Genomic DNA, 15,159 nt, shown 5'->3' with positions numbered 1-15,159 from the left:
CAATGCTTTGTTTTTCGCCTCAGATTGCCGGCGAGACCGGCGGCGTGCCGGCGGTCTTCTGCAGCCGTCGCTCGCGCCAGATGATATAGAGGCCGGAGCCGATGATGATGGCGATGCCGAGCCACTTCAGCGCATCCGGCAGATCGCCGAAGACGAGCCAACCGAGGATCGTCGCCGACACGATTTCCAGATACTGCAAGGGTGCGAGCACCGAGGCGGGGGCGGCGCGATAGGCATAGACGCCGAGCACGCCGGATACGGTGGCAGCGACGCCGACACCCCACAGGTAGAGCCAGACGCGCCCTTCCGGCCAGACGGGATCTACGATGCTCGAGCCCGTTCCTTGGCCGAACGCCAGCAGCACGAGGCAGAAAAGGCAGCCCCAGATGCCCGCATGGAACTGCATCGACCAGGGGTCCTCGTTTTGCGCGACCATTCGGGTGAGGAGCAGAAAGACGGCGAGGGTGAAAGCCGCGACGATCGGAAGGAGCGCGATCGGTCCGACCTCCTGCATGCTCGGCTGGATCACGAGCATGGCGCCGAAAAAGCCGACGGCGCAGGCGGTGTAGCGCCGCCAGCCGATCGTCTCCTTCAGAAAGATGCTGCCGAGAATGGTGAGTATGATCGGCTCGACGAAGAAGATGGCGATAGCATCGGCCACCTCCATCACTTTGAGCGTCGTGATGAAGGAAAGCATGGTCAGAACGAGGAGACCGCCGCGCAGCGCATGCAGCGCGCTTTTTTTCCAGGTGAGATCGAGCATCGTGCGCCGGTAGAGGACGACAGGGAGAATGAAGACGACCTGCAGCAGGAAACGCACGGCGGTGATCTCCGCCGACGGGACGGTGGCGATCGCCAGCTTGGCGAAGACGTCGATCACCGGCGAAATCAGCACCGAAAGAACCATCAGCATCAGGCCGTAGCTGACACGGCGGTCCGGTGCCGACCGGGAGAGGACCACATCGCTCATGAGAGTGCGCCCGTAGGGGCTTTCACGCCCACCGCGTCCCGGCACCAGGCGGCAAAGTCTTGCGTCGCCTTCTCCCGGCCGAGCTCGTTCAGCGTTTCATGACGCATGCCCTCATGGATCGCGACCGTTACGTCCGTCATCCCGCGCGCCTTCATGCGATCGCAAAGCCAGCGAATTGCCGCTCCGCCGTCGGTCGACGGATCGGCGGTACCGCCGGCGAGGTGAACGGGAAGGCGCGCGGGGAGCCGCGCCAATCGGTCCGCCCGCGCTCCGGCATAGACGAGAATGAAGAGATCGATCCACAGCGATACGGTGGCATCGAAGCCGCAGAGCGGATCGGCGATATATTTCGCAACCTCTTCCTCGTCCCGCGACAGCCAGTCGAAGGCGGTTTTGTGGTTCGGGATAGCCTGAGCCCAGGCGCCGAAGGTGAGACGCGAAAGCATCGGGCTCGGCACATCCGAGCCTTTCAGCATTCGCTCGATCCGGAGAATCGCCTGGGCCACGCGGCCGGCAGAACCCGGTCGGAAATTGGAGTTCCAGACGGCGAGCGCATCATAGGATCGAGGATGCGTTTCGGCTGCATTGAGGGCGATCAGGCCACCCATGGAGTGTCCGAAGAGGATGACCGGCAGACTGGGGTGACGCGCGACGGCCATCTCGCGCACGGCGCGCAAGTCGGCAATGACCATTTCGACGCCGCCCTTCCGGGCAAACATCCCCGGCGGCGCGTCGGGTGCGCGCGTATGACCATGTCCGCGGTGGTCATGGGCGTAGATATGAATGCCGTCGGCGGCGATGGCTTCTGCCAAGCGGGCGTAGCGACCGGAATGCTCGGCTAGGCCATGGCTGACGAGCAGAATGGCGATCGGTTCGCCAGAGGCAGGCCAGTGGCGCCAGGCGAGCATAGCGCCCGTCGGGCTTTGAAGCGTTTTTACCTGCCCGAACATTCCAATCTCCGAACATTTCCTCACGGCACCGCCACGCCCTTGCGGAAGAGCCGAGCATAAATCTGCCCTGAGATATCAAATCGATTTGGCCGCCAAAGGCAATCGCCGCTTGTTGCTTGTTGCGCATGAGGTCAGGAGAATTCCGGGGTGTTGTAAGGCGCCTTCAGCAGGGGGTTGCAATTTTCCCGCTTTTGTTGTTCTTTTGTTCTCGTTTTGTTTTTCAATGGAGGCCATTATGGCAGTGCGGGGAATGGTGAGTGTACCGCGGGTTGCAGCGCTTGTGCTGGGTCTGGTTCTTGTATCTCCGGCGGCGGCGCAGGAACAAGCGGCGGCCGGGGGCGGGGAGGCGGTGGAAGCCGGCCGGACGCAATATGTCCTGGCGGTCAGCTGGCAGCCGGGTTTCTGCGAGACGCGGCCGACGCGCAAGGAGTGCGCCGAGCAGGCGGCCGAGCGGGTCGACGCGACGCATTTTTCGCTTCACGGCCTGTGGCCGCTCAGGAAGAGCTATTGCGGCGTCGAGGCGGAACTGAAGGGCCGCGACCGCAAGGGTGACTGGCTCGACTTGCCGAAGCTCGCCATGGCGGACGAGACGGCCGCGCGCCTGCTCGTCGCCATGCCGGGCGTGAAATCCGGCCTCGACCGGCACCAATGGCTGCGCAGCGGCACCTGCCAGGCGGAAAATGCCGAGGATTACTTCGCCTTGCAGCTTCGTCTGCTCGACCAGTTGAACGAGTCCGCCGTGCAGGCGCTCTTTGCCGGCAGGATCGGAGCCGAGGTCGGCGAAGCCGAGATCAAGGCGGCATTCGACAAAAGCTTCGGAGCCGGTGCTGGGGAGCGGGTGCGGATGCGTTGCCAGACGGTGGCTGGGCGAAGTGTGATCACAGGCCTCACCATCGGCCTGACCGGAGAATTTTCGGGCAGGGCGGATCTTCGGAACCTGATCCAGGCGGCCGGACCGACCGAGTTCAAATGTGCGAAGGGGATCGTGGCCGCCGTCAAACGGACTTGATCGAAGCGGCACTCCGCGAGCAAGGGATCGGCGTGGGCAAAGCCTTTGGCGGATTGCCCAGCCACCATATTTCGCCTACATAGCGGCCAAATTCCCCTTCCGATGCGGAGCATGCTTTATGGCACGTCAATTCATCTACCACATGGCCGGGCTCAATAAGGCCTACGGCAACAAGAAGGTCCTGGAGAACATCCATCTGTCCTTCTATCCGGACGCCAAGATCGGCATCCTCGGTCCGAACGGGGCCGGCAAGTCGACGGTCCTGAGAATCATGGCCGGCCTCGACCATGAATATACCGGCGAGGCCTGGGTCGCGGAAGGCGCTACGATCGGCTACCTGCCGCAGGAGCCGCAACTCGACCCCGCAAAGACCGTGGTCGGGAACGTCATGGAGGGCGTCGCCGCCAAGAAGGCGATCCTCGACCGTTACAACGAGCTGATGATGAACTATTCCGACGAGACGGCGGAAGAGGGAGCGAAGCTCCAGGACATCATCGATAGCCAGAACCTGTGGGACCTCGACAGCCAGGTGGAAATGGCGATGGATGCGCTGCGCTGCCCGCCGGGCGACGCCGACGTCAATAACCTCTCGGGCGGTGAGAAGCGCCGCGTCGCGCTATGCAAGCTCTTGCTCTCGCAGCCGGACCTGCTGCTGCTCGACGAGCCGACCAACCATCTCGACGCCGAGACGATCGCCTGGCTCGAAAAGCACCTGCGCGAATATCCGGGCGCCGTGCTGATGATCACCCACGACCGCTACTTCCTCGACAACGTTACCGGATGGATCCTCGAACTCGACCGTGGCCGAGGCATTCCCTATGAGGGCAACTATTCGGCCTATCTCCAAGCCAAGGCCAAGCGCATGGCGCAGGAGGGACGGGAGGAGGCTACCCGGCAGAAGGCGATCAGCCGCGAGCAGGAGTGGATTTCCTCGAGCCCGAAGGCGCGTCAGGCCAAGTCCAAGGCCCGTATCCGCGCCTATGACGAGCTGGTCAAGGCGGCGGCCGATCGGCGCCCGGGCGACGCGCAGATCATCATCCCAGTCGGCGAGCGGCTCGGCCAGGTCGTCATCGAAGCGGACAACCTTTCCAAGGGCTATGGCGACCAGCTCCTGATCGATGGGCTGAGCTTCAAATTGCCGCCGGGCGGCATCGTCGGCGTCATCGGTCCGAACGGCGCCGGCAAGACGACGCTCTTCCGGATGATCACCGGCCAGGAGCAGCCGGATGACGGCTCCTTCCGCATCGGCGACAGCGTGCAGCTCGCCTATGTCGACCAGAGCCGCGACGCGCTCGACCCGAACAAGACCGTCTGGGAAGAGATTTCCGGCGGCAACGATGTCATCAAGCTTGGCAAGCACGAGGTCAATTCGCGCGCCTATTGCTCCTCCTTCAACTTCAAGGGAGGCGATCAGCAGCAGAAGCTTGGCACGCTTTCCGGCGGCCAGCGCAACCGGGTGCACCTCGCCAAGATGCTGAAATCCGGCGGCAATGTCATCCTGCTCGACGAGCCAACCAACGATCTCGACACCGAGACGCTGGCCGCGCTCGAGGATGCACTCGAGAACTTCGCCGGCTGCGCCGTGATCATCAGCCACGATCGGATGTTCCTCGACCGTCTCGCGACCCACATTCTCGCCTTCGAGGGCGACAGCCACGTCGAGTGGTTCGAGGGTAACTTCGAAGACTATGAGAAGGACAAGATCCGCCGGCTTGGCCCCGAATCGGTCAACCCGACACGGGTGACCTACAAGCGCCTGACGCGTTAGGGCGCGGTCACCCCCAGCGCCTCATTCCTGTGACAAGCACAGGAATGAGGGTCGAGGCCTTGGGCCTCGCGGTTCAGAAGCGCGGCCATGCGGTATCGTCTGGTCCGCGGAGCTTTTCGCCCGCCTGTCTGCCAACGCCATCCCGTTGCCTTCCTGCGCAAATTCGCTTGCGTGCCATCCGTAATTCACATAAAGATATCTTTATGTGTTGATGGGGAAGGCGATGGTTGATCGTGACACACTTGGCTTGGATGCGCTGGTCGACGTCTTGAAGGCGGCGGGGGAGCCGACGCGCATGCGCCTGTTGGCGTTGCTTGCCGCCAGCGATCTCACCGTAACCGACTTGACCGAAATTCTCGGCCAGTCGCAACCCCGCATCTCGAGGCACCTGAAACTCCTCGGCGAAGTCGCCCTGATCGATCGCTATCAGGAAGGCGCCTGGGCCTATTTCCGGCTGCGCCAGGAAGGTGGCCGCGTGGCGCTTGTGCGCGGATTGCTGTCGGCGGCCGCTGCCGATGATGCCGTTCTCGCGCGCGACGAGATGCGGCTTGTGGCATTGAAGAAGGCGCGCGCGGAAAAGGCGCAGGCCTATTTCAGCCGCAACGCCGCCGAATGGGACGAACTGAGGCGTCTGCACGTGAGCGAAGGCGATGTCGAGGCGGCACTGAAGGCAATGGTCGGCGACGAACCCGTTGACAGCCTGCTCGATCTCGGAACCGGCACCGGCCGTATCCTGCAACTCTTCGAAGGCATCTACCGGCGCGGGATCGGTGTCGATGCCAGCCGCGACATGCTGGCGGTGGCCCGCTCCAACCTCGACAAGGCCGGCATCACCAAGGCGTCGATCCGCCATGGCGACATCTTCAACCTGCCGCTCGACGATCAATCCTTCGATCTCGTGACGATCCATCAGGTGCTGCATTATCTGGCGGAGCCCGAGGCGGCGATCGCGGAGGCCGCGCGCATGCTCATGCCCGCCGGCCGCCTCGTCATCATCGATTTTGCCCCGCATGGGCTCGAATATCTGCGCGACGAGCATGCGCATGCGCGGCTCGGCTTTTCGCACCAGACGATGACCGATTGGCTGCAGCGGGCCGGTCTCGCGCTCGAGAAGACGACCGATCTCGCGCCCGAGGGCGCCGATGAGAGGAAACTGACGGTCACCATCTGGCTCGCGCGCGACCAGCGCGTTGCCAGCAACATCGCCGATATGCGCCAGCGTCTTCAGGCGGGGGGAATTTGAGCATGGAAAGAACGACGCTTCATCCGAGCGAGCGCGCCGAGATCAGCCTCTCGTTCGAATATTTCCCGCCGAAGAACGAAGAAATGGAAGCGCAGCTCTTTCAAACGGTGGCGGATCTTTCGGCCTTCGCCCCGGCCTTCCAGACCGTGACCTACGGCGCCGGCGGTTCGACAAAAGCCCGCTCCCTGACGACGGTCAGGCGCATGATCGGCGAGATGGGACTCAGCAACACGGCCGCGCATCTGACCTGCGTCGGCGCGCCCCAGCCCGAGGTCGATGCAATCATCGAAGAGTTCGTCGCCTGCGGCGTCCGCCATTTTGTGGCATTGCGGGGCGATCCGCAGGGAGGCGTCGGCAGCGCTTACCAGCCGTTTCCGGGCGGATACGAGAACGCTGCGGCGCTCGTCAAGGCGCTGCGTGCGCGCGGCGATTTCGAGATTTCGGTGTCCGCCTATCCGGAAAAACATCCGGAAAGTCGTGATGCTGCGGCCGACATCGACATGTTGAAGCGAAAGGTCGACAACGGCGCGACGCGGGCGATCACGCAGTTCTTCTTCGACAATGACGATTTCGAGCGCTACCTCGATCAGGTGCGGCGTGCCGGCATTGAAGTCCCGGTCGTCCCGGGTATCCTGCCGATCAACAATCTATCGCAGGTGATGAAATTCGCCGGGCTTTGCGGCTCGACGGTGCCAGATGCGATCACCTCGCGGCTCGCGCATCTCGATGACCAGCCGGAGGAGAGGTTCCGGGAGGCAAGTCACATCGCCGCCGAGCAGATCGTCGATCTCGTTCGGCGCGGCGTGCGCGACTTTCACATCTACACCATGAACCGCTCCCCTCTCGTCATCGCCGTGTGCGAACTCCTCGGTTATGTCCGTTCGCCGGTGAACGCCCGGGAAATGGCCGTCGGCTCGATCAAGACGGCCGCAGGAGCGCGCTGAAAGACTACTGCATGTCTCCTTTATTCAAACTCGATTTAAGGACAAAGACATGCAGCAATCCAAAGTGCTACAGCGACCTTTGCGCGTCTGATAAGACGCGCGGCGCTGTATTGGGGAAGAGCCTGCGGTTTTCTTCCCGCAGGGCCTGACGCTCCATATATGTATGCCGGCCACGACAATCGGGCTCTTCCAACCGTCGTGGCCTCCCGTTGTTGCCCGGCCTCAAATCCTGATGTCCCACAGGAAAGAACCGATTTGCTCGGGCGTATCGTCGCTTTCCGGCAGGCCGATGTCCCGGCGCATGCGATTCGACAGGTGGGAGACATGGCTCGTGGTCTGGCGCTGCCGCCAGGCGGCGCGCGCCAATGCACGCGCAGTCTTCCAGACGCCGAATTGCTGGCACAGGTCATCAACCGTGGCCGTAAGAGTATTTGCAATCAATAATTGTGAATCGCGCATGGTGTTCCGTCCCGACGCGGTAACGCTGCCGGGTCCTCTCGATGGTGAAGGGACGCGCCGATGCGGCAGCGGAAGTCGCGAGACATCGCTCCGTCAGACGGTCACGTCAGGTCAAATGGGAAAGATGCCGCTTCAGCGGAAATCCAAGGATTACAGTCCTTTGGATGTAAATCGGCTTCCGGTCGATTTATGATGCATCGACGGCAGAATCGCTCCGCAAGAGAGGCGCACAAACACGACAACAGTATCCATCTCACGCCTCCTCTGATTGAATTGCGAGTGTGTGTATCTTACATGAGATTTGCCGTTCGGCAAGTCTCTGCAATTGCGAATTGCAGGCATCATCGGGCTCTGTGGCAAGAGGGCAACATCGTTGGCTGCCGAGCGTCCTTTCGCGCAAAGGACGCTATGGGCTTTCGGATCCACGCCGATGCGCTGGCGATGGCGCCGCCGCCTGATTGCGAAAGCCCATGAACGCATCCACGTCCATGGGCTTCGGTCCTGTTACAGCTCTCTAGGCCGGGTGCTCCTGGAGCGGCCTGCCTCCCCGGATTTGCTGCGATTCTAATTCCGGAAACTTAAGTCCCTCTTCCTTTTTGGACTTTCAGCGGCCCTGCTTCAGACGAAGAGCATAACGGCCACAAACGCGAACGCTGCACTGATCATGAGGACATTCAACGAATGTGTAAGTCCCATAGGATGATCCTCCCTGCGTTGACGGGTAAAACATAGGGCGAAAGAGCGGCAGTTCAAAGCAAATCTTGTGCTGCAGCGCGAAAACAGGTGAACCGGTCGCACATATGCACAGGACTAACTCATTGGTACAAAACAAGAATTTTCGTGCCACATTTTTTTCATATTTACTGCGCGGGAGTTAATATGAACGGCTGTAACGGCGCGTGAACACGCCGGCAGGTCGATCTTTGCGAATCTTCAGACCGGGCGGCGGCGTCTCAGGATGCGCCCGTCGAGAACCGCCAGGCCGGCCGCGATCAGGGCCATGCCGGCGAAGTCGATCGCCTGCAGCCTTTCTCCAAGGAAGAGATAGCCGAGCAGGATCGCGCTTGGCGGCACCAGCAGGGTCACCAGCGATGTATTGGTGGCGCCCGCCTCCGCCATGATCCGGAAGAAGAGAATGTAGGCATAGGCGGTCGAGACCAGCGCGAGAGCGAGGATTGCTCCCATGGCCGTGATCGGCGGCAACGGCAAGGTCCATGGCATATCGGTAAAGGCGGCGACCGGCAGCATGAGGACCGTGGAGGCCGTCAGTTGTCCCGCTGCGGTGACGGTCGGCGTCAGGTCGCGGAAGCGCTTGCCGTAGGTGGCGGAAAGGCCATAGCTCACCGCCGCCAGAACCGGTAGCACGAGCGCCCAGAGGGGAATGTCGCTCGCGCGGCCGAAGAGGTCCGACAGAGCGTTCGGCCCGATGAGCACGATCGTGCCGGCAAGGCCAAGCAGACAGCCGTTGATTTTCGCGGCACTCAGCTTTTCGTCTTCGGTCGCGATGTTGGCGATCAGCACCGTCCAGACCGGCGTTGTCGCGTTGAGGATTGCCGCGAGGCCGGCGCCGATATGGATCTGGCCGAGAAAGATGAAGGCGTGCGGGATAGCGTTGTTGATGAGCCCCATCACGAGGAATTCGCGCCAACGCGCGGTGAGTGCCGGGTAGAGGCCGTGGCGGCCGCGAAGATAGACATGCAATGCAAGAGCGGCGAGAGCGACGCGCGCGAGCACGAGGGTGAAGGGCGGCACATGGAGGACGGCCACGCGAGCGAAGAAGAACGAGCCGCCCCAGATCACGCCGAGCAGCATCAACAGCGCCCACAGGCGCAGGCTCATCTGCGTCTTTCCGGTCTGAACATATTGCATGGGTTGTCTGCCATCGGTGCTCGGCGGACTTGGGGAAGCAGTGCTTATCCCGAGTTCCGGAAAATCGGATTCGTGCAAGCAATAATGGAAGAAAGCGGGCGTTGCCACCCGCTTCCTGCGAGAATCAAGAATAGCGCTTCGTTAGCTCGTCAGAGCGCGCTCAACACAGCGGACGTTGCCCAGCCGTCTGCCGGGAGCCCGCGCTTCAATTGCTCCTTTTGCAGGGCGGTGCGGGTGCCGGAACCGAGAATTCCGTCGATCTTGCCGACATCGTGCCCGAGCGCCTGCAGCTTTTCCTGCAGCGCCTTCATTTCCGCGTCGCCGAGCCCCGGCTCCGGATTGCCTGGCTGATAGGGCGGTGCCCCAGCGAGGCGGCTGGCGAAATAGGCGGCCGACGTCGTGTAGATGAAGGATTGGTTCCACTCGAGATAGATGTTGAAGTTCGGATAGGTCAGTAAGGCGACGCCCTTGTGGCCCTGCGGCAGCACCAGCGATGCTTCGAGCGCGCTGTTGGCGGTGTTGCCGTCGCGTGGGGTGACGCCGAGGGCGAACCAGTCGCCCGCGGTCATGCCCGACTGCAGCCCCGTTTTCTCCCAGGGAAGCTGGGCGGGGACGGTCACTTCCTGGATCCAGGGCTGGCCCGCCTTGAAACCGAGACTCTGAATGAATTTCGCCGCCGTCAGGATCGCGTCCGGCGCGCTCTTTTTCACATCGACATGGTGGTCGCCGTCACCATCGACGCCATAGGCGATGATGTCCTCCGGCAGCATTTGAACCTGACCGATCTCGCCGGCCCAGGCGCCGGTGGTCGTCGCGGGATCGAGGTCGCCGTGCTGGGCCATCTCGATCGCGGCGAGAAGCTGCGGCCGGAACATCTCCGGGCGGCGGCAGTCATGGGCGAGCGTCACCAGGGCATTGCGCGTTGAAATCGCCCTGAACGGCGCCGAAATCCGTTTCCATCGCCCAGAAGGCGGTTATCACCGGCGCCGGCACGCCGAATTCCTGTTCGGCGCGGGCAAAAATCTCGGCATACTCGCGCATTTTTTTGGCGCCGATATCGAGGCGCGACTTGCTGACGGTGCGCTTGGAAAACTCCGTGAAGGATTGTTTGAAGACGCTCTGGGCGCGGTCGCGGCTTAATACCTTCTGGTCGATGGCGGCACCCGCAAGCGCATGGTCGGCGGCCTCGGCGGGAACGCCCCGGGCGATCGCCTCGGCCTTGACGCCCTCCAGGAAGGTCTGGAGATCACCGCCGCAGGCGACCGGCGCGGCAGTCTGGGTTTGTGCCGCTGCTGTGGTGCTGGCAAGAGCGAGCAGTCCGAGGGAGAGAAGGGCCTTGCGCATCTTGATCCTTTCCATGTCCGGCCGGGTTCTATCGGGCAACCGGCTGCAATGCTGTCCACTGGGAAAATCCGCCGACGCTCTTCCAGAGCATTATGACCGAATGAAGAAATGTGGCGGCAAGACGAGCGGATTTAAACCAGTCTTGCGGCTATCGCGCTTGCGAGACGGCGGCGACCCATTTCTGCCAGTTCCTGGTCGACCCGGCGAAGGCATTGATGTCCGTCTGGCCGTCAATGCCCGGAATGACGCCGGTGCTGGTGTATTGCCAGAATGCCCATCGACGGTCGACATAGATGTCTTTCGGGTGCTTTGCGACGGAGCGTACCCAGAAATGATAGTCGTTGAAGGCGCCGACCAGATTGTCCCGGTGAAAATCGACCGAGGTGTAGATGATCGGCCGCTTGCCGTAATGGGTTTCCAGTCGGTCCATGAACCGCTTCATTTCGGAGCGCACAGTTTCCGGGGCCGGTCGATAGCGGCAGGTCTTCGATTCGCCGTTCCATTCGACGTCGAGCACGGGCGGCAGATGGACAGCGCTCTTCGGCACATTGGCGATGAACCAGTCGGCCTGCGCATCGGCGGACGAGCAGAAATAGTAGAAATGATAGGGCGCGTAGGCGAGACCGACGGCGCGTGCCTGCTGCCAGTATTCGTGGAAGCGAGCGTCGAGCCTGTCCTTGCCCTCGGTGGCCTTGATGAAGGCGAAGGAAACGCCGGAATTCTTGACCTTCACCCAGTCAATATTGCCGTTCCACTTGGAGATGTCGATGCCGTGGATGCTGTGATGGTGCGGGGTACGGTCGCCGAAATCCTGGGGATCGGTATCGTGGAAGCGTGGCGGGATGGAAGCCGTCTTCACCAGGTCGTAATCGGTGGACGAGCAGGCGGAAAGAAGGGACGCGATTGGCAACAGAGCCAGGAGAATCCGGCGCATGAGGGTTCCATTTGGAGACGAACGACGATCCTGCCTCACGCGATGGTTTCCATGTCTGTGCGATGTCCCCCGGGGAGGCTTGCCTCCTTTTCACCATATCATCGTAAAAATTGCGTTAGCTCAAGCAGGAATTGCGGCGCGCGGCCAACTCTGCGCGTCTGTTTGGACGAGCGCGCTCGAGTTCAATCTGTGGCGGGCCGGCGATAGACGGCGAGCCAGGCATAGCCCCTGCCGATCGATTTGAGTTCGAGCGTCGCCCCGCGAATATCCGCTTTCTCGCGTATGACGTCGAAGAGCGTGTCGCGCGGCGAAACATGGAAGCGCCTCAGCCACGCCTGCAGCAGGCGGCGGAAGCCACCGGGCCAACCTTCCTGTTGGCCGAAATCGGCGATGTGCAGGGAGCCGCCCGGGCTGAGCGCCTCGATCGCCGCCTCGATCGCCTTTTCCCATGCAGGGATCATCGACAGCGCATAGGAGATGACGATTCGGTCGAAGCTCTTTTCGCCAAAGGAGGCGGCATGGAAATGCGTGGCGTCGGCGACGCGCAGCACCGCATCCGGGCGGCCGTGCCGCTTGAGCTTTGACCTGGCGGTCACCAGCATCTCGGCGGAGATATCGAGCCCGAACAGACGTGCCTCCGGATAGAGTTCGCCGATCATGGCGAGGTTTCGGCCGGTGCCGCAACCGATCTCCAGCACAGAGGCGCCGGGTGGCGCCTGAAGGTCACGGATCAGCGTGTCGCGCCCGAAGAGATAGTATTTGCGGGTGAAGTCATAGATGTAGCGCTGATAGCGGTACATCCGGTCCATGAGCCGCGCATGGTTGTTTTCCGCTTCTTGCACGGCACTCATGCTCTCTTTCGGTAGATATGGAAACCGCCATAGATGGCCGAGCGGTCCTGCGAACCGAGCCGCATGGAGGTTTCCGCATCGTAGTCCCACTGTTCGAGCAGTGCGGCCGAAAGCCGGCCCGGCAGGATGCTGGCTTCCGCCGCCGTGCGGAAGATCACCAGCGCGCCGGCATCGGCCGTGCGGGTGATCTCGCTCCAGAGGTCGTTCAATTGCCGGTCGCTCATCCAGTCCTGGGCGTCGAGCAGCACGTATCGGTCGACCGAGGCGGCAGGCTTGCGGGCGAGCAGTTCGGTGAAGCTTTCGTGGTGGACGGCAACGCGATCCGCATGATTGCGGATCGTTTCGTATTTCGAGCCCTGCAGATAAGGAGGCAGATCGCCCTCGTGCGGCAGCGGGTAACGCCGGGCGAAGGCTTGCCAGGCAAAGTAGTTTTCACGCAGCGGGAAATGGCAGGTCAGCTTTTCGAGGCGGTGACGGAGCACGGCCGCGAGCGACCTCTCGTCGCTGAGGCTGGCGAGCTCGTCGAACTGCTGCGGCGGAATGCCGAGGCCGAACAGCGAGCTCTTGCGGCTGGTCAACCAGCGGATGACCGGGCGCTCGAAGAGTGGCGCGAGCTTGTCGTCGAAGAATTGCCGCTGTTCGCGCATCGAGCGCGCCCGGACGAAATCCTCCGGATCGATGCCATGCAGCCGTGCGAGGAGATGGCTGGCGGCGATGAAGCGGCCGAGCAGGCCGGTGCGATAGATATTGCGGCCGAAAACGCTGATGCGGCGGCGCCCCGTGATGTCGCGGCCGGTCCAATAGGCGCGGCTGGCGGCGTCGAGCTTCGGCGCGATGAAGAGGTCGAATGCGTCGCCGTTCGTGCGCATGCCGGTGGATGCGAGGAACCGCACCACGTCCTTGTGGCTCGGCAGGTGGCGGAAGGCCGCGAGCTTCAGCCGGTTGAGTGCGATATGATGACGATTGAGGTCGACCACGTCGATGCGGGCCGGGCAGGCGGAAAGATAGGTCAGCACGTTGCAGCCGCCGGAGCCGATTGTCACGATCCGGTGTCCGGAGCGGATCTGCATCGCTTCCATGTCGACGATCGGATCCTCCCAGATCTGGGGATAGACCAGGCCCGAAAAGAGCACCCCGAACAGTCGCTCTGAAAGGCCTGCCAAGGAGAAGGTCTTATGCTGGAGGAGCGCGCTCTTCAGCTTCGTGTTCTTCCTGCCGAAGCCGGCATCGGGTGCGAGGTCCGTCATCTTGCTGCCATCCAAGTTGAAACTGAGCCGCTTCTAAAATGACTCGACTACACTTTGATGACGGGCGCGCGCAGTCTGTGCATGACCTTCTCGGAGACGCGCGGCAAATCCGGGACGACCTGCCTATGGGGCTTTCTCTTTTCCGGCAATTCTGGTTTCCTCATGGGGAACAGGAGTGATCATGCGAGGTTTGTCGAAGAAGTTCGGAGCCTTGGCCGTTGCGGCACCGGCAGCCGCCGCCGGCTGGCTGGCGCTCTATCCGCCGGAGCTTCTGAAGGTCGGCGATGGATACGCCGCCAAGATCGTCTGCTCCAATGTCTTTCTCGCCGGGCGCGACCCACAAGAGGTGCTCGCGGTGGATGTCCAGGCCCCCGGCCATCCCTTGCTGAAGTTCGTCAGCATATCCGTCGATCATCACGAGCAGCGCGTGACCGCGCGCATATTCGGGTTCGCCGCGCCCGGCCGTGCGGTCCATCGGCCGGGGCTCGGCTGCATGAACACCGGCAATGGCGTCGCCGAGGCTTTCGCAAATCCGGCGGCTGGCGGAAACGCGGGGTCGAAGGCTGCGGTCGGCGATCCCGAAGCCGGCGATCCCGAAGCGGAATGGCCGGAGGGGGGGCGGGCGGAGATCGACCCAACGATCCAGACCTTTCTCGAGGATCCCGAATTGGCAGGTCCCGGCATGCGCGCCATCGCGGTCATTCGCGATGGCCGCCTTGTGGCGGAGCGCTACGGCCCCGGCATTGATCGCGACACCCCCTTGCTCGGCTGGTCGATGACGAAATCGGTCACGGCGGCGCTGGTCGGCATGCGCATTGCCGAGGGGCGGATGGATTTAGAGCAGGACCGTCTCCTGGCCGAATGGGATCGCGACGAACGCGCCGCAATCAAGCTTTCGGATCTCCTGGGGATGCAAAGCGGTCTGGCCTTCAACGAGGACTACGGCGATGTCACCGATGTGACGCGCATGCTCTTCCTCGAAAGCGACATGGCCGGTTTCGCCGCATCGAAACCGCTCGCAGCGGCGGCCGGCACGAAGTTCAGCTATTCGAGCGGCACCAGCAACATTTTGTCCCGGCTCTGGATGAGGAGCTTCGACGATCCGGCCGCCGCGCTCGCCTATCCTCGCTTGGCTTTGTTCGAACCTCTCGGCATGACGAGCGCGGTGATGGAGGCGGATCAAAGCGGCACCTTCGTCGGCTCGTCCTACATGTATGCGACGGCGCAGGATTGGGCACGCATTGCGCAGTTCCTGCTCGACGACGGGCGCTGGAAGGGGAGGGCGCTTCTGCCGGAGGGCTACGTCGACTTCATGCGCAAACCTTCCGCAGCCTCCGGCGGCGATTACGGCTCGGGCCAGGTCTGGCTCACGGCGAATGGCATAAGGGCCGGGACGGGCGGGTTCCCGGCGGACAGCTTCTGGATGCTTGGGCATGACGGGCAAGCCATCATGCTCGTTCCCTCTCTTCGCCTCGCCGTCGTCCGGCTCGGCCTCACGCCCTGGCGCGACGGTTATAATGTGCAGGCGCTGAACGCCAAAGTCATCGATGCGCTCGATTGAGCGCGGCCGG

At 62.5% G+C, this 15,159-nt stretch carries 12 protein-coding genes and 1 pseudogene; 5 read left to right on the top strand and 8 right to left on the bottom strand.

Translation table 11 applies throughout. The features are described 5' to 3' along the window. Window positions 1-19: 19 nt before the first annotated feature. Window positions 20-970 (bottom strand): DMT family transporter, encoded by a 951-nt coding sequence (locus EKH55_RS10700; protein WP_151611487.1) that lies wholly within the window; start codon window positions 968-970, stop codon window positions 20-22. Further along, on the bottom strand, window positions 967-1,920 hold the full coding sequence (locus EKH55_RS10695) for an alpha/beta fold hydrolase (RefSeq protein WP_151611486.1): 954 nt from the start codon (window positions 1,918-1,920) through the stop codon (window positions 967-969). The genes EKH55_RS10700 and EKH55_RS10695 overlap by 4 nt, the downstream gene beginning before the upstream one ends. Before the next feature lie 235 nt (window positions 1,921-2,155). Here EKH55_RS10695 and EKH55_RS10690 point away from each other — a divergent pair, with 235 nt between their 5' ends. The 4 genes from EKH55_RS10690 (at window position 2,156) to metF (ending at window position 6,884) form a co-directional block, all read left to right on the top strand. Next, window positions 2,156-2,929 (top strand): ribonuclease T2, encoded by a 774-nt coding sequence (locus tag EKH55_RS10690; RefSeq protein WP_151611485.1) that lies wholly within the window; start codon window positions 2,156-2,158, stop codon window positions 2,927-2,929. A 118-nt stretch (window positions 2,930-3,047) separates the two neighbouring features. Next, entirely contained in the window at window positions 3,048-4,697 is a 1,650-nt protein-coding gene (gene ettA / locus EKH55_RS10685; protein WP_069461500.1) for an energy-dependent translational throttle protein EttA, read from the top strand. Between the two features lie 223 nt (window positions 4,698-4,920). Beyond that, window positions 4,921-5,940, top strand: coding sequence for an ArsR/SmtB family transcription factor (locus tag EKH55_RS10680; protein WP_151611484.1), 1,020 nt, complete (start codon window positions 4,921-4,923; stop codon window positions 5,938-5,940). A 2-nt stretch (window positions 5,941-5,942) separates the two neighbouring features. Beyond that, entirely contained in the window at window positions 5,943-6,884 is a 942-nt protein-coding gene (gene metF, locus EKH55_RS10675) for a methylenetetrahydrofolate reductase [NAD(P)H] (protein ID WP_069461502.1), read from the top strand. 222 nt (window positions 6,885-7,106) lie between these two features. Here metF and EKH55_RS10670 read toward each other — a convergent pair whose 3' ends face one another. The 6 genes and pseudogenes from EKH55_RS10670 to EKH55_RS10645 all read right to left on the bottom strand — a co-directional run bounded on the left by EKH55_RS10670 (window position 7,107) and on the right by EKH55_RS10645 (window position 13,588). Beyond that, window positions 7,107-7,343 (bottom strand): YjiS-like domain-containing protein, encoded by a 237-nt coding sequence (locus tag EKH55_RS10670; protein ID WP_069461503.1) that lies wholly within the window; start codon window positions 7,341-7,343, stop codon window positions 7,107-7,109. A gap of 933 nt (window positions 7,344-8,276) precedes the next feature. After that, window positions 8,277-9,212: a DMT family transporter gene (locus EKH55_RS10665; protein WP_151611483.1), complete on the bottom strand. Its 936-nt coding sequence runs from the start codon at window positions 9,210-9,212 to the stop codon at window positions 8,277-8,279. Window positions 9,213-9,361: 149 nt separating this feature from the next. Next, window positions 9,362-10,556 (bottom strand): annotated as a pseudogene (locus tag EKH55_RS10660) (lytic murein transglycosylase). Between the two features lie 148 nt (window positions 10,557-10,704). Beyond that, on the bottom strand, window positions 10,705-11,490 hold the full coding sequence (locus tag EKH55_RS10655; protein WP_151611482.1) for a glycoside hydrolase family 25 protein: 786 nt from the start codon (window positions 11,488-11,490) through the stop codon (window positions 10,705-10,707). Between the two features lie 182 nt (window positions 11,491-11,672). Beyond that, on the bottom strand, window positions 11,673-12,341 hold the full coding sequence (locus tag EKH55_RS10650; protein WP_151611481.1) for a class I SAM-dependent methyltransferase: 669 nt from the start codon (window positions 12,339-12,341) through the stop codon (window positions 11,673-11,675). Continuing rightward, a complete protein-coding gene (locus EKH55_RS10645) occupies window positions 12,338-13,588 on the bottom strand; it encodes a BtaA family protein (RefSeq protein WP_069461508.1) in 1,251 nt (416 codons plus the stop codon). The genes EKH55_RS10650 and EKH55_RS10645 overlap by 4 nt, the downstream gene beginning before the upstream one ends. 181 nt (window positions 13,589-13,769) lie before the next feature. Between EKH55_RS10645 and EKH55_RS10640 the strand changes: the two genes are divergently transcribed. After that, window positions 13,770-15,149: a serine hydrolase domain-containing protein gene (locus EKH55_RS10640; protein ID WP_151611480.1), complete on the top strand. Its 1,380-nt coding sequence runs from the start codon at window positions 13,770-13,772 to the stop codon at window positions 15,147-15,149. The last annotated feature ends 10 nt before the right edge of the window (window positions 15,150-15,159 follow it).

Source organism: Sinorhizobium alkalisoli (assembly GCF_008932245.1).
Classification (GTDB): domain Bacteria; phylum Pseudomonadota; class Alphaproteobacteria; order Rhizobiales; family Rhizobiaceae; genus Sinorhizobium; species Sinorhizobium alkalisoli.
Note: the sequence above shows the minus strand (reverse complement) of the source record. Positions and strands in the feature narration are given on the sequence as shown.

Bases quoted from the DNA above. Each gene is read 5' to 3' on its own strand.
- EKH55_RS10700 (WP_151611487.1), bottom strand. From the start codon at position 970: ATGAGCGATGTGGTCCTCTCCCGGTCGGCACCGGACCGCCGTGTCAGC.
- EKH55_RS10670 (WP_069461503.1), bottom strand. From the start codon at position 7,343: ATGCGCGATTCACAATTATTGATTGCAAATACTCTTACGGCCACGGTT.
- EKH55_RS10640 (WP_151611480.1), top strand. From the start codon at position 13,770: ATGCGAGGTTTGTCGAAGAAGTTCGGAGCCTTGGCCGTTGCGGCACCG.
- EKH55_RS10655 (WP_151611482.1), bottom strand. From the start codon at position 11,490: ATGCGCCGGATTCTCCTGGCTCTGTTGCCAATCGCGTCCCTTCTTTCC.
- EKH55_RS10665 (WP_151611483.1), bottom strand. From the start codon at position 9,212: ATGCAATATGTTCAGACCGGAAAGACGCAGATGAGCCTGCGCCTGTGG.
- EKH55_RS10645 (WP_069461508.1), bottom strand. From the start codon at position 13,588: ATGACGGACCTCGCACCCGATGCCGGCTTCGGCAGGAAGAACACGAAG.
- EKH55_RS10690 (WP_151611485.1), top strand. From the start codon at position 2,156: ATGGCAGTGCGGGGAATGGTGAGTGTACCGCGGGTTGCAGCGCTTGTG.
- EKH55_RS10680 (WP_151611484.1), top strand. From the start codon at position 4,921: ATGGTTGATCGTGACACACTTGGCTTGGATGCGCTGGTCGACGTCTTG.
- metF (WP_069461502.1), top strand. From the start codon at position 5,943: ATGGAAAGAACGACGCTTCATCCGAGCGAGCGCGCCGAGATCAGCCTC.
- EKH55_RS10650 (WP_151611481.1), bottom strand. From the start codon at position 12,341: ATGAGTGCCGTGCAAGAAGCGGAAAACAACCATGCGCGGCTCATGGAC.
- ettA (WP_069461500.1), top strand. From the start codon at position 3,048: ATGGCACGTCAATTCATCTACCACATGGCCGGGCTCAATAAGGCCTAC.
- EKH55_RS10695 (WP_151611486.1), bottom strand. From the start codon at position 1,920: ATGTTCGGGCAGGTAAAAACGCTTCAAAGCCCGACGGGCGCTATGCTC.